Origin of the sequence: Mycolicibacterium brisbanense, assembly GCF_001570425.1 — a bacterium.
Classification (GTDB): Bacteria; Actinomycetota; Actinomycetes; order Mycobacteriales; family Mycobacteriaceae; genus Mycobacterium; species Mycobacterium brisbanense.
Map to the genome: position 1 here is coordinate 253,853 of NZ_BCSX01000024.1, position 21,616 is coordinate 275,468.

The window sequence follows — 21,616 nt, forward strand, 5'->3', positions numbered from 1 at the left end:
CGGCTACCGCAGCTTCACCATCCGCGTCGTCGAACTCTCGTCCAGCTCGACGACGTCGGAGCGCGACCGCAGGAAATCACTGAAAGACCGGAAACCCAGCGACTTCTCGCTGAACGACGGGTCCATGCGTTTCATCTGCGCCTTGACCACCGAATTGTGCAGCCACTCCACGTCGTCCTTTTCCAGCCCGATCCGCAGGGCGCGGGTGAGCAACGCGGTGGCCTCGGCCTGCGGGTCCGGCTCAGCGGTTTTGCGGGTGCGCTTCTGCTGCTTGGGTTCTGGGGCCGGTTCCGGGGTGGGGACGCCGGGAAGCGCGTCGTAGATGACGAATTCGTCGCACGCCGCCGCCAACGCGCGGCTCGACGAGCCCGCGACCCCGATGCCGACGACGTAACGCCCCAGCCGCTTGCAGCGTTGTGCGAGCGGAATGTAGTCCGAGTCGCCGGCCACGATCACCACATGCGTGAGGTCGGGCAGCCGGAACATGTCCTCGACGGCGTCGACCGCGAGCCGGATGTCGGCGCCGTTCTTGCCATATGCCGCGGCCGGGAACAACTGCACCAGGTCCACGGCGCGCCCCACGAGCTGTTCGCGGTATCCCGCGTTGACGTCGGCCGACCAGTCCGCGTAGGCGCGGGTGAGTACCAGGGTTCCGAAGGACGACGCGAAGTCGAGGATCGCGGCGACGTCGACGGTGGCCTTGGCGAGCTTGTCCGCGTCGAGTCCCTTGGCCTTGTCACGTTGAAACGAGCTGCGGCCGTTGACCTGGTCGTAACGTGAGATGACGATGTTGTCGAAGTCGAGGTAGACCGCGACGCGGGTGGCGGGTTCGGTCACGAACTCAGTCTGGCTTATGAATGCCCGACTGTGCTGATTTAGACCCGCGCCGGCGTGGGTAGTCCTACAGTTATTGCTGTCACCTCAAGGGGCCATGATGGGTGCAAAGACTACAGGCGATGGATTGGCCGACGTCGTGGTTACGGCGGCGGTATCGACGACTGCACTGGCGGCGGAGGCCGAGGAGACCTGGCAGTTGTTGCTGGAGGGCCGCACCGGTATTCGCGACCTCGACAGCCCGTTCGTGACGGAATTCGATTCGCCCGTCAGGATTGGTGGGCAGCTCACGGAGAATCTCGACGAGATTCTTAGTCGTGTTGAGCGGAAACGTCTTTCGTACACCGGGCAGATGGCGACGGTGCTCGGCCGGCGACTGTGGGAGAGCGCAGGCGCCCCCGACGTCGACACCCGGCGGCTGCTCGTCTCGATCGGTCTGGCGCTGGGTTCGACCGAAGAACTCACCCTCCAGTACGACACCTGGCTGCAAAAGGGATTGCGTGCGGTGCCTCCGACGGCGATCCCGAAGTACATGCCCAACGGTGCGGCTGCCGCGGTTGGTTTGGAGCGGCAAGCCAAGGCGGGCGTCATCTCACCACTGATGGCCGACGCGTCAGGGGCCTCGGCCATCGCTCATGCGTGGCGGCACATCATCTTCGGTGACGCCGACATCGCCATCTGCGGCGGTGTCGAATCGTGGATCGAGGCGGTGCCCGTCGCGGCGTTCTGCCAGTTGGGCATGCTGTCGACCTACAACCAGGATCCGTCTGCTGCGTGCCGTCCGTTCGACGCCGACCGCGACGGCATGGTGTTCGGTGAGGGTGGCGCATTGATGCTCATCGAAACCGAGGAGCACGCCAAGGCGCGCGGCGCCCGTATCCTCGCTCGGCTCATGGGAGTCGGGATCACCTGCGACTGTCATGACGTCGTGGCACCGGATCCCGAAGGTGAGCAGGCCGGCGCCGCCATCAGCCGGGCCATCCAACTGGCCGGCCTCACCCCGGCCGACATCGATCACGTCAATGCTCACGCGACCGGAACGGTCGTTGGTGATCAAGCCGAGGCGCATGCCATCCACCGCGCCCTCGGCGCGCAGACACCCGCGGTATACGCACCCAAAGCGGCGCTGGGCCATTCGCTGGGGGCCGCAGGTGCGGTGGAGGCGGTGCTGACGGTGCAGGCCCTGCGCGACGGTGTCATCCCGCCGACCTTGAACCACAAGAACCACGATCCTGAGATCGATCTGGACGTGGTGGCAGACCAGCCGCGCCGCGGCCGATTCCGCTATGCGATCAGCGACTCGTTCGGGTTCGGCGGCAACAACGTGGCGTTGGCCTTCGGGGCGTACTAGTTTCGCTTGACGAGCGTGAACTGCGCGACCTCCGCGATACCGCGGCGGAAGAAGTCGGCACAACCCGTCAGGTAGTGCATGTATCGCTCGTAGACCTCGGTCGAGGTCGTGGCGATCGCCGCGTCCCGCTGCTCGGCCAGATTCGCCGCCCAGGTGTCGAGCGTGCGCACGTAATGTGGATTCATCAGTTGCAGCTCGACGGTGGAAAAGCCGGAACCGGAAGAGTATTCGAGGACGTCCTCGTCGGAGGGCAGCTGGCCGCCGGGGAATATCTCTTTGCCGATGAACCGCGTGAACTTCATGTCGCTGATGGTCACCGGGATCGCGTGCTCGCGCCAGTAGTTGATCGGATGGGTGAAGATCGTCTCCAGCACCATCGACCCCGCGGCAGGCAGAACCCGGTGTGCCATGTCGAAAAACGCTGCGTACCGCGACTTTCCGAAGGCCTCGAAAGCCTCGATACTCACGATGCGGTCCACGGGATCGTCGAACTGTTCCCAGCCCCGCAGGTGCACCTGGTGCGACCGATCGGTGGCGACAGTGTCCAAAAGGCTTTGCGTGTACGCGTGCTGGTTCCTGCTCAAGGTCAAGCCGACGACGTTGACGTCGTACTTCTCGATCGCGCGCTTCATCAGCGCACCCCAGCCACACCCGACGTCGAGCAACGTCATACCGGGCTGCAGGCCGAGTTTGTCCAGGGCGAGGTCGATCTTGGCCATCTGAGCCTCTTCGAGCGTCATGTCGTCGCGCGCGTAGAACGCGCAACTGTACGTTCGCGACGGGTCCTGGAAGAGTCCGAAGAAGTCGTCCGAGAGGTCGTAGTGGGCTTGCACATCCTCGAAGTACGGCCGCATCTGCGCCGTAGCCGTGCTGCTCTCAGCCATCGGATGACCCCCTCTGTGATTGAGTTATGTTTTCTCGCAGGTGAATTGGCATACGTCGGTGTAGCCCTTGCGGAACAGGTCCGCGCAGCCCGTCAAGTACTTCAGATAGCGCTCGTAGACCTCGTCGGACGTGATCGCGATGGCCTCATCCTTGTGGGCTTCCAGGTTGGCGGCCCAGGTGTCCAGGGTGCGGACGTAATGCGGACGCAGGCGTTGTTTGCGGGTCACGTCGAATCCTGCTGTGGTGGCGTGGTCTTCGACCATCGCGATCAGCGGGATCCGGCCGCCCGGATAGATCTCGGTGACGATGAACCTGAAGAACCGCATCAGCGACATGGTGGTCGGCAGCCCGAGTTCGGCGACCTCTTCCTTGCTGGTGGAGACGATGGTGTGGAGCAGCATGACACCGTCGTCGGGCAACAGGTCGTACGTCTTCTTGAAGTAGTCGTCATATTTCTCGAAGCCGAAGTGCTCGAACGCCCCGATCGACACGATCCGGTCGACCGGCTCGGTGAAGTCTTCCCACGGCTGTAGCCGAACCTCTTTGCTGCGCTTGCTGTCAGACTGTGCGAAACGCTGCTCGATATGTTCGAGCTGATTGTGTGAGAGCGTCAGGCCGATGACGTTGACGTCGTATTTCTCCACCGCGCGCATGATGGTCGAGCCCCAGCCGCACCCGATGTCGAGCAAAGTCATCCCCGGTTGCAGGCCCAGTTTGCCAAGGGCCAGATCGACTTTCGCCATCTGTGCCTGCTCCAACGTCATGTCGTCACGTTCGAAGTAGGCGCAGCTGTAGGTCTGGGTGGGGTCTTGCCACAACCGGAAGAAGTCGTTGGACAAGTCGTAATGAGAGCGGACTTCGTCTGCCGTCGACCCGTGTCGTTCGCCGGGCCGCGCGCCGATGAAAGGTGTTCTGGTTTTATCGCATCGGGTAGCTGTCACTATCCGCCGCCCGTCTATTGGCAGGATTCGATAGCTGACTGACGTACCGCTTCTTCATACGCCGCTTCGGAACATTACTCCGCTAATTGCTCGCTGGCCAGACTTCCTTGCGAGCTCATGAAAGATGCTGTGCGCAAATCTGTTTGGTCAGGTGAGCCGTTCCATTGCGCGGCGCGCGTACTTGCGTGTCGGCGGCCAGCTGTCTTTCAGGTGGGGTTCGATCAGGTGACGCACGCCGGTGGCGTTCATCTTGATCAGCGTGGGAATCACGACGCTCGGCCATCGATCGAGGTAGGGGAGCACGACGTCGCGCGACTGCGTGGTCTTCACCTTGCCGAAGTATTCGGTGAGGAAGAACTTTGCGCTGTTGTCGTCATCGAGTTCACCGAACAGCTCGACGAGTTGCTCGAAGTCTCGGGGCAACGCGATGCGGGCCAGCACCTGCCCGGCGCCGTCCGAGAACGGGGACGGCAGTGGCGGTTGCTGCCGGCGTATCTGGGTGATCACGAGATCGATGGCGCGCCGATTGCCTCGGGCTGCCGGGTCGTTGAGCCGCCAGATCAACCCGCCGCGAATCAGTTCGCGGTGACGCGTTTCCGGGCCGGGAATGCGTTCCTCTAAGTGCTCCAGCCAGTCGAGAACGATGGGAATGGCCTTGGGGACGGTGCGCCCGGGAAACCGATTGATCGTGTAGCAACGGTATCCGGCGGCTGCGAGATCCTCCATCAACCGCCGGTCGAAGCCGTTCTCGCCGTCGCGTAACCAGACCGGGAGGTTGTCCATCCAGTCGTCATCGTCGGGGATGCCGAACTCGGGCTGCGGCTCGGGTCCCGGCTTCGGCTTCTCCTTGCGCGCCTTGCGGGCCGCCGCGGCCGCGTCTTTGTCGACAGGGCCGGTCGACTCGATGTCGGCGATGCCCCGGCGCAGCCGGGCCAGCACCTCGTCGTCGCTCACAGTGTGCTGCAGTTGGGGCGACTGTTGTTGGTGGGGCTCACGATGGCCTTGTTGTCGGCTTCACTGGCCATCAAGCTGCTCACCCGCGGGCTCTGCGGTCACGGTTCCCCCTCAGATCTGTTGGCCGATCCTATGCCCGCAACATGGCCCGTCGGCGCGGCAATTCATGGGGCAGGTACGGACCCCCCGCGAGCCCTTCCCCCAATCGGGGGACAGGCGATTCGGCCGGGGTATGGGCCGGTCGGTCGATGGTTGGTGAGTCGGGCCGGCGGCATTCTTATATCAACACCGGAACACACCGGTTGGAATCCGAAAAGCCTTATCCGACAAAGGAGTCGACATGACCATCACCCGCCGCATCGCCGCCGGTTTCGCCCTCGCCGCCGCCCCCGCGGTCATCTTCCTGGGTGCCGCCTCGGCCCACGCCGACACTTCGGTCGCCAACCACGGCCCGTCGGTCAGCCATCATGACGCCACCGCGCATCAGGACAACACCCCCAAGCCGGGCACCTCGGAGCATCACCACCACCAGCGCAACCACCACGCCAAATAGCCAGCACGGTTCGCGCAGAGTCGCGAGACGTCCGAAACGCAGATATTGACGCAGGTGAAGGCGGTCTAAGCCTGGCACAAAAAGCCGAAGTGGACGGTTGCGTCCGCTTGCCGGTGGGTATGGAAACGATGTCGGGTTCAGTGATGGATTGAGGTTCGGTGATCGGCATGGGAACTCGGCAGGATGCGTTGGCACACATTCTGGTCGAGGCGGGCTACAAGCCGGCGGCGACGCGATCCATGCGCCCGCACCTGAAAAGCCTGCGACCGCAGGATCAGCAGGAGATCTTGGGGTTGTACCGCGCGCTCGGTGGCATTCTCGACGAGCCGCGGCTGAGGCCCGGCCCCTGGGACTGCGTGCTCGAAGGTGGTCTGATCGTCGAGCTCGACGAAAGCCAGCACTTCAACAGGTACCGCAGGAAGACGCTCGAACAGGCGTGGGCGCAACGGCTTCCCTGGTGTGAGACCTACATGCGGTACTGCGTGCAGTACGAGAGCACATGCTCGGCAGAGCGGGGCTGGGGCAGTTACTGGACGAGCATCGCGACGGAGCGGTTGTTCGGGCCTGCAGGGCCCGCTCGGATGCTCGACGGCGCGGGCTCGCCACGCTGGAAGCAGCGGGCGCTCTATGACGCGATGCGCGACATCGCCGCGGTAGGTTCCGGGATCCGGCTCGCGCGGCTGGCTGTCTACGACGTGATCGGCGGCGCGTCGCTCAGCGAGTTGCTCGACGGCAAGCCTGTCGACCGGGATGCGTTGCGCGCGTTCGTCGATCAGCGGACCGCACAGGTTTAGAGCCGCAGATCAAATCCGCCGCGCCTGGCAACCAGGTCACCGGCCGCAGCGCGCACGCAGCATGTCATGTTGGGCAGTGTTCTCAGGGCACGCGTCGCTGGCTTTCCTTGTGCCCGAACGTAACTCCGCGATGCAAGCGATGACGTCGGCGTAGCTCAACCCGAATTCCGCGAGCAGGCACCCGACGACCGTCCCGGTGCGGCCCTTCCCGCCCAGGCAGTGCACGTACACCGTCCGGCCCGAGTCCAATTCAGCGTGGATGCGGGCCAGGATCGCGTCGTAGCCTGCGTGGTCGAGGACGCCGAAGTCGGGGATCGGGTGCGCGAAGTACCGCACCGTGCGTCCGGCCGCCGCGTCCAGGCGCTCCCGGTACGGCGTCAGGTGGTCTTCGTCGGTGGTGAGGTCGATGACGGTGTCGATGCCGGCCTCGACCAGGACACGCACCTTGGCGTCGGCCTCCTCGGCCGTGGCCGAGCCGGGGTATTCCCCGGCCAGGAGCCGGTGCGGCTCAACCCACCAGGCATGGAGGACGTCGTCGTGCGGCCACTGTCGCATGGGCCTGAGACTAGCGAGCTGCTGTTCCCACTCTCACTATATGGCCGGGGGTGGGGCTTGCGGCAAGGCCCCTGGCGTGCTGCACAATCGTCCGGCCGTTGACCAACTGCTGATGGGGGATGTTGTGACGAGCACGCCAAAACCATTTGAAGTACATCCGTCAGGTGCCTACCTGCACGGCACCAAAGCCGATCTCGCGGTGGGGGATCGGCTGGTGCCCGGCCGTGAGTCGAATTACGAAGCGGGCCGGATCATGAATCACGTCTATGTCACTCAAACGCTGGATGCCGCGGTGTGGGGTGCCGAGCTCGCGGTGGGTGACGGCCCGGGCCGCATCTACATCGTGGAACCCGAAGGCCCGCTGGAGGATGACCCGAATGTGACGGACAAGAAGCTGCCCGGCAATCCGACCCGCTCCTACCGGACTCGTGAGCCCGTGAAAATCGTTGGGGAGGTCACCGACTGGGTGGGGCATTCACCCGAGCAGTTGCACGCGATGCGTGAGGGGCTGGCTGATCTCCGGCGGCGGGGGCTGGACGTCATCTACGACTGACCCTCGACTTATTCGGCGGGCGTCAGCTTTATGGCCGCGAGGTGCAGCCGGTCCACCGCCTCGCTGAACTCCTCCAGCGTCGGGACGCGCTGGTCGCGGAACGCCATGCCCATCATCCGTTGGGCGCGTTTGGCACCGTATGACTCGGCGCAGCGGTGAAACAGGTCGGCGACCGTCGCGCGATCCTCGATGAGCTCACCGCGCATGGTCGTGGTCTTGCCGTCATGGAGGACTTCAGCGGGTGCGCCGTCACGGAAGTTGTTCTTCCACGCCGCTTCGGTGAGGGCGTAGAGGGTGTTGTCGATGCGGTGGGCGCTCAGCGGAATCTCATACTGCCGCCCGGTCTTTCGGCCGCGCACGGTCACAACCATGAGTTGGTTGCGCGCCGGGCCGGCCAGCGGCGTGCGCAACAGTAACCGCATGGCCGGATTCACGATGCGGAGCATCATGGCCGAAGGGTGAGCCACGGTGACCGCGGGTGACTGCTCTGTCATGACTTCACGCTAGGCCGATAATTCCGCCTTGCCCAGGTGGTGTGTGGTCTCCAATTGCTGGTGACCGCGGCGCGCGAGACCATGGCGGTATGGCCGGCTTCGTGACGGTCCGGGCCTACGCCGAACTCAACGACTTCCTCGGACCGGAGTCGCGGGGCATCACCGTGCGCCGGCCGTTCCGGAGCCATCAGACGGTCAAGGATGTGCTGGAGGCGATGGGCATACCGCACACCGAAGTCGACCTGATCCTGGTGAACGGGCATCCGGCGGGATTCGAGCATCGACCGGCCGTGGGCGACCGCATCGCGGCGTATCCGATGTTCGAGGCGCTCGACATCGGCGCGACGGCGCGGCTGCGGCCGGTGCCGCTGCGGGATCCGCGGTTCGTGATCGATGTCAACCTCGGCCGGCTGGCGCGGCTGCTTCGGCTGCTCGGTTTCGACGTGTGGTGGTCGAATGACGCTGACGATGAGACGCTCGCCGAGATCAGCCTGACGCAACACCGCATTCTGCTGACCCGTGATCGTGGCTTGCTCAAGCGTCGCGCCGTCACCCACGGCCTGTTCGTCCACTCCCAGCAGGCGGAAGAGCAGACCCTCTCCGTGCTCCGACGGCTGAACCTGCAGCAGCGGGTCGCGCCGTTCACCCGGTGCGTGCGGTGCAACGGCAGCCTGGTCGCCGTGTCGAAGGACGAGGTGCTGGACCACCTCGAGCCGCTGACCCGCCGCTACTACGACGAATTCATCCGCTGCACCGAATGTGGACGGATCTACTGGCGCGGTTCACATTTCGCCAAGCTGAGCGGTGTCGTCGACCGGCTCTTGGACCAACTCTGATGCGTGTGGTCCAGCCGAACCGCGTGTGCACCTTCGGCACCCCTGCGGTTGCGCTGAGGGTCGTTGTCCGTGCCATTTCACGACCCTGCGCGCAATCTCAACGAGCGGTACTGGTCAGTTGAACGCCGTGCTGCCCGGCACGGCGTGCGTCTTGCTAATGAGCTTCGCGTAGCAGTGGTCCCGGTCGAAGCCTTGTTCACTGCACCAGGCCAATGCCCCGTCCGCGCTGGGGAACGTGAACGGTGCGATGGTCACCCAGAAGTTGGAGGAGTCGAAGGTCGACCAGTCACCCGACCACAGCAGTTTGGCGCCATACCATTGGCGCAGCCGCAGATGCTCCTCCAATGTCAGGGCGTTGTTCCACACCACACCCTCATCGACGACGCCCGGGCGCTTGGAACTCAATTGCGGCACCCACCGGTCGGCGCCTTGCGTGCTCACGACGGTGTAGTCGCTTTCGGCGATTTGGCGCAGCTGGCTAGCGCTCGAGACCTCGGGATCGCGGACCGCCGTTGGGGTGTACGTCGGCGTCGGCGGTTTCGCGGTCGGCGCCGTCTTGTAGACGGTCGGTCCGGCGACCGTCACGGTTGGGGGCGGGGCAACTGTTGTCGCCCCCACTGGTGTCGAGCTGACCGACGGCGTCGAGTTCTTCGACACGAGCAGACCGATGACGAGCCCCACGGCGCCCAGTAGGAGTGCTGACACCAGGCCGATAACCGCCAACGGAACCAGTGATTGTTGCCGCGGCCCGGGTGCGGGTGGCGTGACCGGCGGTGTTGCGGTGAGCAAAGGCGGTGACGTGTTGGGCGCCAGCATGGTGTCGGCGCTCGCCGCAATCGCCTCTTCGGGACTGGTCTGCAGGGCGCGTCGCGCGGCACGGGCCAGAGCGCCGGCGCTGCCGTAGCGCTCGTCGGGTTCCTTGGCCATGCCGCGTGCGATGACCGCGTCCAGGGACGTCGGGATGCCTGCGTGGACCACACTCGCCCGTGGTGGCGGGGCGGCGAGGTGGGCAGTGATCAGCTGCTCGTAGCTGTTGGCCGGAAATGGCGAGTCTCCGGTTAGCGCCTCGTACAGCACGCAGGCCAGTGAGTAGATGTCGGAGGCCGGCGTGCATGGCGTCTCACCGAACCGCTCCGGGGCCATGTAGCCGAACGAGCCGATCTGCATGCCCGCCTGTGTGAGGCTCGAATCCCCTTGTGCCTGAGCGATGCCGAAGTCCAGCAGGTAGGCGAAGTCCGCGTCGGTGACGATGATGTTCTGCGGCTTGATGTCGCGATGGATCAGCCCTTGAGCGTGGGCGGCGTCCAGCGCAGCGGCGACCTGCTCGATGATGCCTACTGCGCGGTGTGGGTCGAGAGGGTATGCGGTCACGAGCTCCTGCAACGTCTGGCCGCGAACCAGACGCATGTCGATGTAGAGGTTCCCGTCGATTTCTCCCCAGTCGTGGATCGGCACAATGTGCGGCTCCTGCAGGTCCGCCGCCGCGTGCGACTCCCGGAGGAACCGGGCTCGGAACCGTTCGTCCTGGGCGTACTCCTCGCGGAGGATCTTCAGGGCAACGGTTCGGTCCTTCTCGGAGTCGTGCGCCTCATACACCTCACCCATGCCACCGCGGCCGAGTAGGCCGGTCAGCTTGTATTTGCCGAACGTGCTACCCACGCGCGAGTTCTTCTGAACCATCCTGTGCCTCCTCGACTGGCGAACAGGCGAACGTAGCGCGGGGTACTGACATCCTTGGCTTAGCGTCATTCCCCCGGCAGCCGATCTCTCTCAGGCTAAGCGCAATCGTTGCTGGGCGGGGTGGGATTTGGGGCAAATCTCTGGTCTTCGCTTCTGGCGATCGATGCCAGGGTTGACGGCGGCAAGAGTTGTCGTGTGTGGACGCGCGCCGACGGACGAACGTCAGTGCACTGCGTTAGTCTCCCGGCGTGGACGTTGGACTGTACGAATCTCTGCTTACTGAGCGGCTCAATGCTGCCCTAGTGGATCGTCCAGACCTGGAGCCCACCTTCAGCACGGTCGATGACGCCGAACAAGCGTTGACTATCGCCCGGCATCTCACGCCACTGATTGAGCGACAGTTGAAAGCCGCTGGAAGTGCTGAAGCGCGCGCAGAACTGCTCCGCAACCTCCTCAAGGTTCTCGATGATTCTGACGCGCAGCAAGAAGTGCTGCATATCGATGACGCAGCGAAGATTCATCGTCTTGACGCGGTACGCATGAAAACCCTCGGTGCCGCGGTGCTTCCACGTCCCGCGACACCGCTATCAGACACCGCATTGATGACCAACGCCCGCAACGAACCCACGCTGGCGGCGGAGCTGCGGGCCGAGCTCGCTAGTGCTGACCACGTCGACCTGCTATGTGCGTTCGTGAAGTGGCAGGGCCTGCGGCTGCTGGAACGTGAGCTCACCGAACTGCGAGAACATGGAGTGCCGCTGCGGGTCATCACCACCACATATCTCGGTGCTACCGACGCGCGTGCCTTGGACGCGTTGGTTAACGACTTCGGCGCCGAGGTGCGGGTCAACTACGAGACCGACCGCACCCGACTGCACGCCAAGGCGTGGTTGCTACGGCGTAATACCGGTTTCCACACCGCCTACGTGGGATCATCCAACCTGTCGCATGCCGCACTCGTCGACGGTCTGGAGTGGAACGTTCGCCTGTCGGCAATCTCCACCCCGCACTTGCTGGAGAAGTTTCGGGCCACCTTCGACTCCTATTGGGAGAACCGTGAATTCGAGCTCTACCGCCCGTCTGAAGATTCCGAGAAATTGCGGGCTGCGCTGGAGGTGGCCTCGGGCAGGAAGCAGCGTGACCCGCTGACGGTCACATTGTCCGGGCTGGAAGTGACAGCCAAGCCCTATCAGGCTGAGTTACTTGAACAACTGGATGCCGAACGTGTGCTGCACGACCGGCATCGCAATCTCATCGTCGCCGCCACGGGCACCGGTAAGACCGTGATCGCCGCGCTGGATTACCGCCGGCTGGTTCGAGAGGTCCATGGCCGCGACTTGACACTGCTATTCGTTGCGCACCGCAAGGAGATCCTGACCCAGGCGCGGCGAATGTATCAGGAAGTGCTTACCGACTCCGTGTTCGGTGAGCTGCTCGTCGACGGTGATCAGCCCACCCGCTGGCGCCATGTGTTCGCCAGCATCCAATCCCTCACGGCGGAACGGCTTTCCAGCCTGGAGGCCGGTCGCTTCGACATCGTGGTGATCGACGAATTTCACCACGCGCAAGCCGCGTCTTACCGGCGATTCCTCGATCACATCGCACCGATGGAGCTGCTGGGCCTCACCGCCACTCCGGAACGCGGGGACGGTGTCGACGTGCGGACAGCATTTTTTGGTGGGCGGGTGGCCGCGGAGCTGCGATTGTGGGATGCGCTCGAGCAAAACCTGCTATGCCCGTTTCACTACTTCGGCATCCATGACGGCACCGACCTCGAGACCCTGCAATGGAAGCGCGGCGGATACGACCTAGCCGAGCTGAGCGAGATCTACACCGGCAATGACGCCCGGACCCGCATCGTGCTCGATCAACTACAAGACAAGATCGCCGATGTTGGGGCGATGCGGGCGCTGGGGTTCTGCGTGAGCATCGAGCACGCTCGCTACATGGCCGAGCAGTTTGTCGCCGCGGGCATCCCCGCGCGGGCCATTGTGGGCCTCGACGACGGCACCGAACGGCGGGCGGCGCTGACCGCGCTCCGTAACCGCGACATTAATGTGCTCTTCACGGTCGACTTGTTCAACGAAGGCCTCGACATCCCGCTGGTCGACACTGTGCTGTTTCTGCGGCCCACCGAGAGTGCGACGGTGTTCCTGCAACAGTTGGGTCGCGGGCTGCGGCTTGCGCCCGGCAAGACCGTGTTGACCGCACTTGACTTTGTCGGGCACCAACATAGCGAGTTCCGGTTCGACCAGCGGTTCCGGGCGTTGACGGGGCTGGGACGCAAGCAGTTGGAAAAGCAAGTCAAGGACGGGTTTCCGTTCCTGCCATCGGGCAGCCAGATCGTGCTGGATTCGGTGGCGCGGGTGCTTGTGTTGGAGAACGTGCGCCAGCAGGTGTCGCCGAAGAAGGTGGCGCTGGTCTCCGAGATCCGAGCGCATCAAGACAATCGGCTGGCGTCGTATCTGGAAGATTCGGGCCGCGGGCTCGAAGACATTCTGCGGACTGATCGGTCTTGGACCACGCTGTGCCGCGACGCCGGAAAATTGGGTGAGCAACCCGGGCCACGGGAAACCGAGCTGGTAAAGCGCGTGAAGGCGCTCGCTCATGTGGACGATCCGCGTCGGTGGAACGCTTACGACGCGCTGCTGCAGCATCGCCAGTCCGAGAGCGGTGTGCCCCAGGCGCGGCTAGAGGCCATGCTGTACTACTCGTTGTTCCCAAATGGCGGTGGATTCGACAGTGTGGCAGCAGGACTCGATGCGCTCCGAGGCGAAGCCGTCACTGACGAGATGCGTCAGGTGATCGACATCGCGTTTGACGGCGCCCACCGCAGCACCTATGGGCTGTGGGATATGAGCGACGAGTTCGTCGAGGTGCCGCTCGCCCTGCATGCCAGCTATTCGCGGGAGGAGATCCTTGCCGCCCTGGGCTGGGTGTCGGAGAAGCGGACGCCGGCCACCATGCGGGAAGGCGTGGCGTGGTGCCCAGCTGTCAACGCTGATGCATTTCTCATCACGCTCAAGAAGTCCGACACCGACTACTCACCGACGACCATGTACCGCGACTTCGCGTTGAGCCCGGAACTATTCCACTGGGAGTCACAATCGACGACATCAGCGGCGTCACCGACCGGGCAGCGCTACATCCACCACCGTGAGCGTGGGTCTCACATCCTGCTGTTCGTGCGGGAGACCAAGAAGTCCGGGCTGGGTGATGGCGCGCCGTACATCTTTCTGGGGCCGGCCGACTATGTCTCGCATGAGGGCGACCGGCCGATCGCCATTACGTGGCGCTTGCGTCAGGCAATGCCGACCGAGGTGTACTTGGGAGCGCGGGCTGCGGTGGCGTGAGATCGCGGCCCGGCGTCTTTCGGATAATCGTGGATCGTGATCACTTCGGCGGCAATCCAGGCCAGACTAGCGGGACCCAACAAGGACTTCTCCCCACTCAACAAGCTTCGGCCGCTGACCATGAGCTCGAAGTTAGTGATGTTGGGAGCGCTCCACGGGATTGAGCTGAGAAGCATGCAAAATCCCTCGCATGGGCCGGCCAGCGCTGTACATCAGCATGCGTACAAGCTGCAGCCTTCGGTTGCAGAGGCCGGCACGTGGTCCAGCAGATGTGGGATATATGCACCAGGTCAGGACGGTAGCTTCAGAGAATGACCACCCGGGGAACTCAGAGAATGACCACCGGGGGATAGGGATTCCAATTATGCCGCGAGCTCAGACAATTCAGATCTATCTGCCAGCGGGCGATCCTGCGGGTATCCGGGTCGCGAACCTGACGACCCGCACGGTGCGTGTATTTGACGTGCCCCGTTCGCTCTTAGCCCAGTTCTTGGAGCGCTCTGAAGCTGGACAGGTCGGCGTGTACTACCTGTTCGGCTCAAACGAAGATGACACTCCGCAATGCTATGTCGGTCAATCGGGAAATGTGGGTGTCCGGCTTCAGCAACACACCACATCCAAGGACTTCTGGACCAGGGCGATGGTAGCGGTATCGCTAACCAACGAGTGGACCTCGACGCATGTGGCATTTCTGGAATGGCTGTCGCTGAACCGCGCAAAGGCCGCTGGGCGGTACACCGTAGTGAATGGTAACAATGCCTCCAACCCCTTCACGCCGGAACCGCTGGAAGCTGACTGTCAAGAGTTCATCGAGACCATTGCGGTGTTGCTCGCGACCCTCGGCGCCCCGGTCTTGGAGGCCGTCAAGCCGTCCATGGTCATGTTATCGGCAGACTCGTCGGACTCGGCGGAATCTCCGGAAGAGCTGTTTTTCAATGAATCCGGCTGTGATGCAAAGGCTTACCAAACTTCTGAAGGACTCTTAGTGCTCGCTGGCTCAAGGGGCCGATCTGCGCTTCGTCCGTCCGCACCTCCAAGGCTTGCGGGCCAACGAGATAGCCTCCTCGCAGAAGGGGTGATCAAGCTTGAGGATTCGAGCCTGCTCTTTCTGAAAGACCACCTCTTCACGAGCCCGTCGGCCGCGGGCGGACTGCTTGTTGGAGGCACGAATAACGGGCGTACATCCTGGCGAAATGCCGCTGGTCAATCCATCAGCGATCTGGAACAACTTGCATTGTCGGCGGAACACATCTCAGGGACGAGATTTACCGAGTGAACCGTACGCACGCCAGTCAACCCGACCCGAGTCGAGTGGCACGGCGGAATTGCCACCGGGAGGGGCGAGCCATCCCTTTGCGCCAGAGCGGTTTCTGTGCAGGTGTAAATGACTCAAGCCGAGATGGCAAAACAGTCGGTGCTCTGTCCTCTTCACACCATCGCGCTGTATGCGTCGGAATGTGACTGACTGCATCACGCCGACCCCGTTCGACGCGTAGCACGAGACCGCCCAATTACGGCTTCGCCCACCACGGCGGAAACCCAATATCCAACCGGGTACTCGCTTTATAGCCTGACCATGTAGGAACGCCAGATGGTTGTCCGCGGTAGATCCCGCGGGCCGCGGCCACCACGCGCATACGCTCTGTCGGCCAACGAATTTCGTCGGAGATCTGCTCCAGCTTGTCGCAACGCTTGTGGTCTAGGGCACGGCCGACGATGCTGATCGCCGGTAGTGCATTGGTCTTGTCGCCGTTGCATCGACGGCATGCCAGCACCAGGTTGGCCAGCCCGTCGATGCCCACCAACGACCACGGCAGCACATGGTCGATCGGATTATCGTCTGGCAAATGGGTATCGCAGTAGAAGCAGTGCGGTCCGAACGCTTCTTTGAAGGGAGCGCGGACGGCTGCCAGAGCCGTGCGGTCCCGGCCGAACAGGTGCCCGGCGACGTCAGGCACGTCAGCCTTTAGGAACTTGTTCATCCTCCGGACATCCTCGACCCACATGATCTCGAGCGCGGGTTTGAGCAGTCCCGCAAGCCGGGCTAACCCGTGTGCGACGCCGGGCATCATCTCGATCGCATCGCCATGGGCGCGCAGTGTCTTTCGTGACACGTTCTCCCCGAGGAACGAGTCGTCGTACAGGAACGGCTCGCTGGTGGTTGCGCCGGGCAGCTTCTGTAGCCGCGGCAGCGGTTGCTTGGCCATCGCGATCATGACCTTGTCGATTGCGGCCTGATAGTCCTCGGGCACCCGAACTTTCGCCACCTCCAGCGACAGGCCGCTGTTTCCGGCTCCAGCAGCAGTGCGCAGTGCCTGTGTCGCGTCGAGTATGCGCGCTTTCGCGCCTGTCCGGCGTTGCAGCAATACGTGGCCGTCGAAGGTTCGAACTTGTCGCCAATAGATAGCCAGTACGCGGTGGGCGAGGTCGTGGAGTGGCACGAGTAGGCGATCCTCGGGCTCAGGCGGGAGATTCTCGATGCAGTGTTCGATGAGGCCCATCAAGGTCGCCAGCTTGTATGTCGCGTCCCGCTGTCCCGTTTCCAGGATCGCGACCACACGCTGACCTAGCAGCAGCGGATCATCCACCATGACACATTCGCACATCCGGTGGCGGTAGCTGTTGTTCTGCGCAGTTTGCATCGGTGATTTCGCTGCATTACTGGGTGCGGGGGTTGTAGGGCCTGTTACTTATTCTGTGGTCGCCTCGCGGGCGCCCCGCTGTTAGCTGTTTCTCACTCTAGGTAGTGGGCCCATTCGGGAGCGCCACGCCCTGATCGGAGGCGGCATTATGGCCAACGACAACGCTTTGATTGAGATATTTCAACTCTGGCGTACGTCTGGGACAGTGAGCGCAGATCGTCGCCGGTGCCGGCAGATTGGAGGCAGTGTCGAACGAGGACCGCGTTCAGTCCGTCACGGTGTTGTGCCAAACGAGTTCGCGACCTCACTGAGGGTCTCGATGGTGGGCGGCTTGTCAGGACTGCGGTCGGCATGGTCGATGACCCTCATTAGTCATTCTCCAGTGGATTCCGGTGGAGCCGGGAGTTACTGGGTATATCGGCGCCACTGCAGGTCTGGGTGTCCCGAGCGGAGGGGGGAGGCCGGGAGTATTGGCGGCTCAACCGCATCGCCGATGACAGTCTTGGATACCTCCTCATCTACTCCAAGCTGTACCCGGACATCGCCGAGCGCCTCGCGACGATGGCACGCCTCTGTGAAAAAGCCGGCCGCAGTGCAGACTTCGCGTCGTTCACGGCGCAGATACGTCAGGACTACCGCAAGCGGTCCGCACTGACGAATGCGCTCGACGCCAGGCGGCTCTGAACGACAGCCGAACATGTCGGTGCCCGTGCGTAGCCTCCGTTCATGAACGACAAACGACGAGCGCGCAGGGCCAAACAGGTCCGACGTGACGCGCGACGGGCGAAGAAGCGCGATGTACAGAACGCGACGCTGAGCGACTTCGTCCGCAGAGCACTTGTGCGTGGGCATCCTGTTTATCTGCTGGATCTGGCCAGCAGGGTGTTCCGCGTGGTTCAGCAGGATGCGGGCCGGCTAAACAACATCCTGACCCACCTGATCGGTGACCGGAATCGGGAGACGACGGCGCTGCTGGCCGTGCTCGCTGAACTTCTCGAAGATGAGCCGGCGGCACAGCTGCGATGTCGTGAAGAGCTGGGCCGACGCGACGAGCATGTGCCGCAGTGGATTCCCGCTCTATCGCACGTCGACGTGTACCGGGCGGTGCGCAGAAGCGATGTACTTGGCGATGCCGACATAATCGTGCTCGGTGCGCGCATCGATGGCGAGGATGAGCTGACGGTCGTAGTGTGGATCGACCACACCACGCTGTCAGGAATTGCCGAAGCGGGAGTTGTGCCGAAACCGATCGACAAATTCCTTGCCCGCGTGGCCGAACTGAGCATCGATACCGATGTTGTCGAAATGAGCCTCGCCGATGCCCGCGCGTGGATCCAAAATGCGCTCGCCAAGCTAACATTCGCACCGGAGACCGAGCGGTGGCCGCTCTACCGAGCGCTCGTGCAGTGGTTGGTCCGTCGGCTTCCCGAAGGCGGTGAGCACCGATGGCAGGCCGCGGATTGGCCCGAGATCGAGGAGCTGTGCGACAGGTTCTTCGCCATGGATTCCGCGGCGCCGTTCACCGACCAGGGCCATCGGGAGCTCCTGCTGGAACTCCTCGAGGATGACCGGGATCCGTTGCGGTGGAGCGCAACACGCGTGGAACAGGCGATCGGCACCGCGCACCACTACGACTACGACAGGATTCCGCTTGAGGTCGCGCTCGACGCACCGGACCTGTTGCGGGCGTTCATCCCATTCGCTCACGCGCAGAGCGGAATTCGAGATGAGCTGACGTCGCGAGTGCTTGCGGTGATCGATGCGCTGAGGTCGAGTTACAAGCGGCAGGTCCTGAAGGAGGCGGATTATTGGGGTTATCTCGATGCCGGCTAGTGACGATGCAGCGTGACCATGTGAACCATCACGGATGGAGGTTCCACTGACCGCAATCCTGGGCCAGGACATCGTTGACGTCGACTGAGAGTCCGCCGACCGCCGGGCCCGGATTCGAGGCGGTGCTCACCACACGCTGGTAGAGCACCGCGGCAGGGTAGACCTGACCGCCGGACCAGGAGCGCGTCTGCCACGCCCATACGCGACCGGGCGTGCTCGACCGGCCGATGACGCCGTCGGCTGCGGCCCATTGGCACGGGTTGATCCCGCCGTAGATGCCGGTGCGCTGCGCGCCGATCACGGAATTGATTCCGCGAAACCACGGCAGCGCGACGTTGTTCCAGGTGTTGCGGTCGATGTCCTCGTCGACGCTGAAGAAGATCGGTGCACTGCGGCCGCCACCTGCGGCGGTGTGCAGTTGCCACGCGGTGCGCGCGTCGGCGACGCCACCGGCGTACCCGCGCGTGTAGTCCGACGGTGCTGTGCTGCCGGGCTTGCCGTATTGGTAGTTGCTGACGATCACCAGCCCGGCGGCGGTCAGCGACTGGGCGTAGGGGAGGGTGATCGGCTTGGCGCCGAAGGATGACCCGGGCCGCGACGTCGAGACGTAGTTGATCACCCCGGAGTGGCCGGCGGCACGGATGTCCTGGGCCGGAATCTGGCGCGCGGCGAAGTCGATGAGCGTGGGCGCGGCGGCGGATGCCGTGGGTGTGCCCGCGCATGCCGATGCAGCGCTCAGCCCGACGAGGGCCGAGGCCGCAGTGGCATAGCGCAGCACGTCACGCCGGGAAACCTGCACCGCTCGACGGTAACAAAGTGACTGCTGAGACTGCTGTAGCCTCGCGAGTCGACTTTCGTTTCAATATCACACCGTTATGCCATCGGTTTGCCGTCCGTCCCCGATCCCATCTGCGACGCCGTGACACGACTGGGCCGCGCGCCAAAGTCTCAGTTCAGCGACGTGGCAGGGGCAGTGTGCTGTGGCGGAAGCGTCAGCTGTCGACCTTCACGTCACGCCCCGCAGTCTTTTGCGTCCACTTGTACATCCAGCCGATCACGAGCACGAACGCGATGATCCCGATGATCTCGGCGAGGTTGCCGGTGTTACTGGAGAAGATCGCGAAGGGGTCTTCGCTGCCGGTGCCGGCGACGAATCCGGCGAAGATGACGCCGTAGAGGCTTTCACCGACGATCATGCCGGTGGCCAGCAGGACACCGAGGCGTTTCTTGCGTTCGACGTTGCCGCCGGTCCGGTCGGCCCAGCGGTTGTAGAAGTAGCCCAGCAACGCGCCGAACGGGATGATCAGCGTCAGGCTCATCGGCAGGTACATGCCCATCCCGACGGCCAGCGGTGGCAGGGCGAATCGTGTTGTGTGGTTGAGAATCTCGTCGACAATGATGACCGCGACGCCGATCGCGACGCCCAGCCCGATCAGTGACCAGTTCAGCGATCCACCGAACACGCCTTTGGTCAGCGAGGAGATCAGCGCGGCCTGGGGTGCGGCGAGAGCGTTCTCTTTGGCGCCCGGCGCGCCGAGGAATCCGAACGCGCGCTGCATCAGGTCGAGCACCGGCGGGATGATCGCCGAGCCGAACAGCACTCCAATCACCAACGCCACCTGCTGTTTCCATGGTGTGGCGCCGACCAGCTGGCCGGTCTTGAGGTCCTGCAGGTTGTCGTTGGAGATGGTGGCCACGCCGAAGGTTACGGCCGTGACGAACAGGGTGAAGGCGATCAGCGCGGTGGACTGGCTGTCGCTGGTGTGGCCGAACACCAGCTTGATCACCAGCGCGGCGATGAGCACCGTGAGGATGCCAACGCCAGAGATCGGGCTGTTCGAGGAGCCGATCAGGCCGGCCATGTAACCGCACACCGCTGCGATCACGAGTCCGATGAGGAAGACAAACACCAGGCTCGCCACGATGATCCCGGCCGCGCTGCCTTGCAGCGCGGTGCCGCGGGTGAATTCCCAGAGCAGCACGGCGATCGGGAGCAGCATCACCACCACGGTGCCGACGACGATGGGGAACGGGATGTCGCGCTGCGTGACGTCGACGAGCTTGCCCTGTCGGCGGTCACGCGCCGAGGTCAGTGCTTCGGTGATGCCCTTGACGATGGGGCGCAGGATCTTCAGCAGCGTCCACACTGCGCCGACCGCGATCGCCCCGGCGCCGATGAACCGCACGTCGTGCGCGAACACGCTGTCGATGACGTCGCCGATGGGTTTGTCGGTGCCGAACGCTCCATTGGTGCGGATCGGCAGCATGATCCCGAACGAGATGACCAGCCCGACGAGCATTGCGATGCCGACGGTCATCCCGACCAGATGACCGACGCCGATCAACGCGAACGACAGGCTCGCGCCGAACATCGAGCCGCCCGCGCCGACGCGGAAGTACGCCGCCACGGAATTGGCCAGCACCTTGAGGTTGGCCAGCAACGCGAATGCCGCCGAGACCACCGAACCGAACGCGATCACCCGGATGCCGGTGCGGTTGTCTTCGGCGCCGCCGCTGCTGTCACCGACCTTGAGCACCTCGGCGGCGGCCACCCCCTCGGGGTAGGGCAGATCCGACCCGGTCACCAGGGCACGGCGCAGCGGGATGGAGTACATCACGCCGAGGATGCCGCCGACGGCGCACACCGCGAGCGTGATCCAGTAGGGGAACCCGGTCCACCAGCCGACCATGACCAGGCCGGGCAGCACGAAGATGATGGCCGAGAGGGTGCCCGCCGCCGACGCGACGGTCTGCACGATGTTGTTCTCCACGATGGAGTGGTTGGCGAAATTGCGCAGGATCGCCATCGAGATCACCGCGGCGGGGATGGTGGTGGCGAATGTCAGACCGACCTTGAGGCCGAGGTAGACGTTGGCGGCGGTGAACACCAGCGTGATCGCTCCGCCGAGCAGGATCCCCCGGACGGTCAGTTCACGCAGCGTGGATGTGGTGGGTGACGCGGTCACCTCGGCCCCCTCTTGGTCGCAGTTGCTGAATAACGGTAAGCGCTGGGCCGCGGCGCCGAGGGCCGATCGGCGCAGGGATCCGAACCGTCAGCCCCACCAGAACGATGCCGCGATGATCCCGTACAGGACGACGAGCGTCGCACCTTCCAGCCATGTCGACTCACCGTCGAAAGAGATGAATGCGGCCAGCATGACCGCCAGCAACAGCGCCACCACCAACATCGGGCTGAGGACCAGGGTGAGCGCGGCCAGCCCGGTGAACTGGGAGATGAGAACCAGCAGCGGCGCCAGCACCAGGGCGATCTGCAGCGGGGAATTGAGGACCACCGAGAACGCGTACGCCGATTGCCCGCTGGATACCGACCAAATTCTCCACGGCATTACCGGCGATC

Annotated in this window: 20 protein-coding genes; 9 read left to right on the top strand and 11 right to left on the bottom strand. The window is 63.8% G+C overall.

The features are described 5' to 3' along the window. Window positions 1-3 precede the first annotated feature (3 nt). A complete protein-coding gene (locus tag RMCB_RS13940) occupies window positions 4-837 on the bottom strand; it encodes an NYN domain-containing protein (protein ID WP_062829233.1) in 834 nt (277 codons plus the stop codon). A gap of 97 nt (window positions 838-934) precedes the next feature. Here RMCB_RS13940 and RMCB_RS13945 point away from each other — a divergent pair, with 97 nt between their 5' ends. Beyond that, entirely contained in the window at window positions 935-2,185 is a 1,251-nt protein-coding gene (locus tag RMCB_RS13945; RefSeq protein WP_062829535.1) for a KasA/KasB family beta-ketoacyl-ACP synthase, read from the top strand. Here RMCB_RS13945 and RMCB_RS13950 read toward each other — a convergent pair. From RMCB_RS13950 to RMCB_RS13960, 3 genes are all read right to left on the bottom strand, one after another. Continuing rightward, window positions 2,182-3,069: a cyclopropane mycolic acid synthase family methyltransferase gene (locus RMCB_RS13950; RefSeq protein WP_072278470.1), complete on the bottom strand. Its 888-nt coding sequence runs from the start codon at window positions 3,067-3,069 to the stop codon at window positions 2,182-2,184. The genes RMCB_RS13945 and RMCB_RS13950 overlap by 4 nt on opposite strands. A gap of 24 nt (window positions 3,070-3,093) precedes the next feature. Then, complete coding sequence (locus RMCB_RS13955) at window positions 3,094-3,972, bottom strand: cyclopropane mycolic acid synthase family methyltransferase (RefSeq protein ID WP_062829536.1); 879 nt, start codon at window positions 3,970-3,972, stop codon at window positions 3,094-3,096. A 186-nt stretch (window positions 3,973-4,158) separates the two neighbouring features. Beyond that, the gene (locus RMCB_RS13960) at window positions 4,159-4,965 is read right to left on the bottom strand and encodes a hypothetical protein (RefSeq protein WP_062829235.1); all 807 of its coding nucleotides are present in this window, start codon (window positions 4,963-4,965) and stop codon (window positions 4,159-4,161) included. A gap of 340 nt (window positions 4,966-5,305) precedes the next feature. Here RMCB_RS13960 and RMCB_RS13965 point away from each other — a divergent pair, with 340 nt between their 5' ends. After that, window positions 5,306-5,518 carry a hypothetical protein gene (locus RMCB_RS13965; protein WP_062829236.1) on the top strand — a complete coding sequence of 71 codons (213 nt, stop codon included), beginning with the start codon at window positions 5,306-5,308 and terminating at the stop codon, window positions 5,516-5,518. A gap of 167 nt (window positions 5,519-5,685) precedes the next feature. Further along, entirely contained in the window at window positions 5,686-6,312 is a 627-nt protein-coding gene (locus RMCB_RS13970; RefSeq protein ID WP_062829537.1) for a DUF7255 family protein, read from the top strand. A gap of 36 nt (window positions 6,313-6,348) precedes the next feature. Here the strand turns inward: RMCB_RS13970 and RMCB_RS13975 are convergent, their stop codons facing one another. Beyond that, entirely contained in the window at window positions 6,349-6,867 is a 519-nt protein-coding gene (locus tag RMCB_RS13975; RefSeq protein WP_062829237.1) for a protein-tyrosine phosphatase family protein, read from the bottom strand. Window positions 6,868-6,979: 112 nt separating this feature from the next. Between RMCB_RS13975 and arr the strand changes: the two genes are divergently transcribed. Further along, window positions 6,980-7,420, top strand: a complete 441-nt coding sequence (gene arr / locus RMCB_RS13980; protein WP_063979617.1) for an NAD(+)--rifampin ADP-ribosyltransferase — start codon at window positions 6,980-6,982, stop codon at window positions 7,418-7,420. 8 nt (window positions 7,421-7,428) lie between these two features. On the opposite strand, the gene RMCB_RS13985 is transcribed toward arr, so the two are convergent. Beyond that, a complete protein-coding gene (locus RMCB_RS13985; RefSeq protein WP_062829238.1) occupies window positions 7,429-7,914 on the bottom strand; it encodes a hypothetical protein in 486 nt (161 codons plus the stop codon). An 89-nt stretch (window positions 7,915-8,003) separates the two neighbouring features. On the opposite strand from RMCB_RS13985, the gene RMCB_RS13990 reads away from it, so the two are divergent. Beyond that, on the top strand, window positions 8,004-8,750 hold the full coding sequence (locus RMCB_RS13990) for a Mut7-C RNAse domain-containing protein (protein WP_062829239.1): 747 nt from the start codon (window positions 8,004-8,006) through the stop codon (window positions 8,748-8,750). A gap of 114 nt (window positions 8,751-8,864) precedes the next feature. Here RMCB_RS13990 and RMCB_RS13995 read toward each other — a convergent pair whose 3' ends face one another. Then, window positions 8,865-10,430: a serine/threonine-protein kinase gene (locus RMCB_RS13995; RefSeq protein ID WP_062829240.1), complete on the bottom strand. Its 1,566-nt coding sequence runs from the start codon at window positions 10,428-10,430 to the stop codon at window positions 8,865-8,867. A 248-nt stretch (window positions 10,431-10,678) separates the two neighbouring features. On the opposite strand from RMCB_RS13995, the gene RMCB_RS14000 reads away from it, so the two are divergent. Both RMCB_RS14000 and RMCB_RS14005 read left to right on the top strand, forming a co-directional pair. Continuing rightward, window positions 10,679-13,783 (top strand): DEAD/DEAH box helicase, encoded by a 3,105-nt coding sequence (locus RMCB_RS14000; RefSeq protein WP_062829241.1) that lies wholly within the window; start codon window positions 10,679-10,681, stop codon window positions 13,781-13,783. Between the two features lie 364 nt (window positions 13,784-14,147). Then, window positions 14,148-15,059, top strand: a complete 912-nt coding sequence (locus RMCB_RS14005; RefSeq protein WP_072278471.1) for a GIY-YIG nuclease family protein — start codon at window positions 14,148-14,150, stop codon at window positions 15,057-15,059. Window positions 15,060-15,294: 235 nt separating this feature from the next. Here RMCB_RS14005 and RMCB_RS14010 read toward each other — a convergent pair whose 3' ends face one another. Beyond that, window positions 15,295-16,425 carry an HNH endonuclease gene (locus RMCB_RS14010; RefSeq protein WP_234792104.1) on the bottom strand — a complete coding sequence of 377 codons (1,131 nt, stop codon included), beginning with the start codon at window positions 16,423-16,425 and terminating at the stop codon, window positions 15,295-15,297. Between the two features lie 438 nt (window positions 16,426-16,863). On the opposite strand from RMCB_RS14010, the gene RMCB_RS14015 reads away from it, so the two are divergent. Both RMCB_RS14015 and RMCB_RS14020 read left to right on the top strand, forming a co-directional pair. Further along, window positions 16,864-17,109, top strand: a complete 246-nt coding sequence (locus RMCB_RS14015) for a hypothetical protein (protein WP_062829242.1) — start codon at window positions 16,864-16,866, stop codon at window positions 17,107-17,109. Between the two features lie 42 nt (window positions 17,110-17,151). Next, on the top strand, window positions 17,152-18,258 hold the full coding sequence (locus RMCB_RS14020; protein ID WP_062829243.1) for a hypothetical protein: 1,107 nt from the start codon (window positions 17,152-17,154) through the stop codon (window positions 18,256-18,258). A gap of 28 nt (window positions 18,259-18,286) precedes the next feature. On the opposite strand, the gene RMCB_RS14025 is transcribed toward RMCB_RS14020, so the two are convergent. The 3 genes from RMCB_RS14025 to RMCB_RS36540 all read right to left on the bottom strand — a co-directional run bounded on the left by RMCB_RS14025 (window position 18,287) and on the right by RMCB_RS36540 (window position 21,605). Then, complete coding sequence (locus RMCB_RS14025) at window positions 18,287-19,057, bottom strand: DUF1906 domain-containing protein (protein WP_062829244.1); 771 nt, start codon at window positions 19,055-19,057, stop codon at window positions 18,287-18,289. Window positions 19,058-19,250: 193 nt separating this feature from the next. Continuing rightward, on the bottom strand, window positions 19,251-21,224 hold the full coding sequence (locus tag RMCB_RS14030; RefSeq protein WP_062829245.1) for an OPT family oligopeptide transporter: 1,974 nt from the start codon (window positions 21,222-21,224) through the stop codon (window positions 19,251-19,253). Window positions 21,225-21,311: 87 nt separating this feature from the next. After that, window positions 21,312-21,605, bottom strand: a complete 294-nt coding sequence (locus RMCB_RS36540) for a calcium:cation antiporter family protein (RefSeq protein ID WP_234792105.1) — start codon at window positions 21,603-21,605, stop codon at window positions 21,312-21,314. Between the last annotated feature and the right edge of the window lie 11 nt (window positions 21,606-21,616).

Bases quoted from the DNA above. Each gene is read 5' to 3' on its own strand.
- RMCB_RS13945 (WP_062829535.1), top strand. From the start codon at position 935: ATGGGTGCAAAGACTACAGGCGATGGATTGGCCGACGTCGTGGTTACG.
- RMCB_RS13950 (WP_072278470.1), bottom strand. From the start codon at position 3,069: ATGGCTGAGAGCAGCACGGCTACGGCGCAGATGCGGCCGTACTTCGAG.
- RMCB_RS13965 (WP_062829236.1), top strand. From the start codon at position 5,306: ATGACCATCACCCGCCGCATCGCCGCCGGTTTCGCCCTCGCCGCCGCC.
- RMCB_RS13970 (WP_062829537.1), top strand. From the start codon at position 5,686: ATGGGAACTCGGCAGGATGCGTTGGCACACATTCTGGTCGAGGCGGGC.
- RMCB_RS13975 (WP_062829237.1), bottom strand. From the start codon at position 6,867: ATGCGACAGTGGCCGCACGACGACGTCCTCCATGCCTGGTGGGTTGAG.
- arr (WP_063979617.1), top strand. From the start codon at position 6,980: ATGGGGGATGTTGTGACGAGCACGCCAAAACCATTTGAAGTACATCCG.
- RMCB_RS13985 (WP_062829238.1), bottom strand. From the start codon at position 7,914: ATGACAGAGCAGTCACCCGCGGTCACCGTGGCTCACCCTTCGGCCATG.
- RMCB_RS13990 (WP_062829239.1), top strand. From the start codon at position 8,004: ATGGCCGGCTTCGTGACGGTCCGGGCCTACGCCGAACTCAACGACTTC.
- RMCB_RS13995 (WP_062829240.1), bottom strand. From the start codon at position 10,430: ATGGTTCAGAAGAACTCGCGCGTGGGTAGCACGTTCGGCAAATACAAG.
- RMCB_RS14005 (WP_072278471.1), top strand. From the start codon at position 14,148: ATGCCGCGAGCTCAGACAATTCAGATCTATCTGCCAGCGGGCGATCCT.
- RMCB_RS14010 (WP_234792104.1), bottom strand. From the start codon at position 16,425: ATGCAAACTGCGCAGAACAACAGCTACCGCCACCGGATGTGCGAATGT.
- RMCB_RS14020 (WP_062829243.1), top strand. From the start codon at position 17,152: ATGAACGACAAACGACGAGCGCGCAGGGCCAAACAGGTCCGACGTGAC.
- RMCB_RS36540 (WP_234792105.1), bottom strand. From the start codon at position 21,605: ATGCCGTGGAGAATTTGGTCGGTATCCAGCGGGCAATCGGCGTACGCG.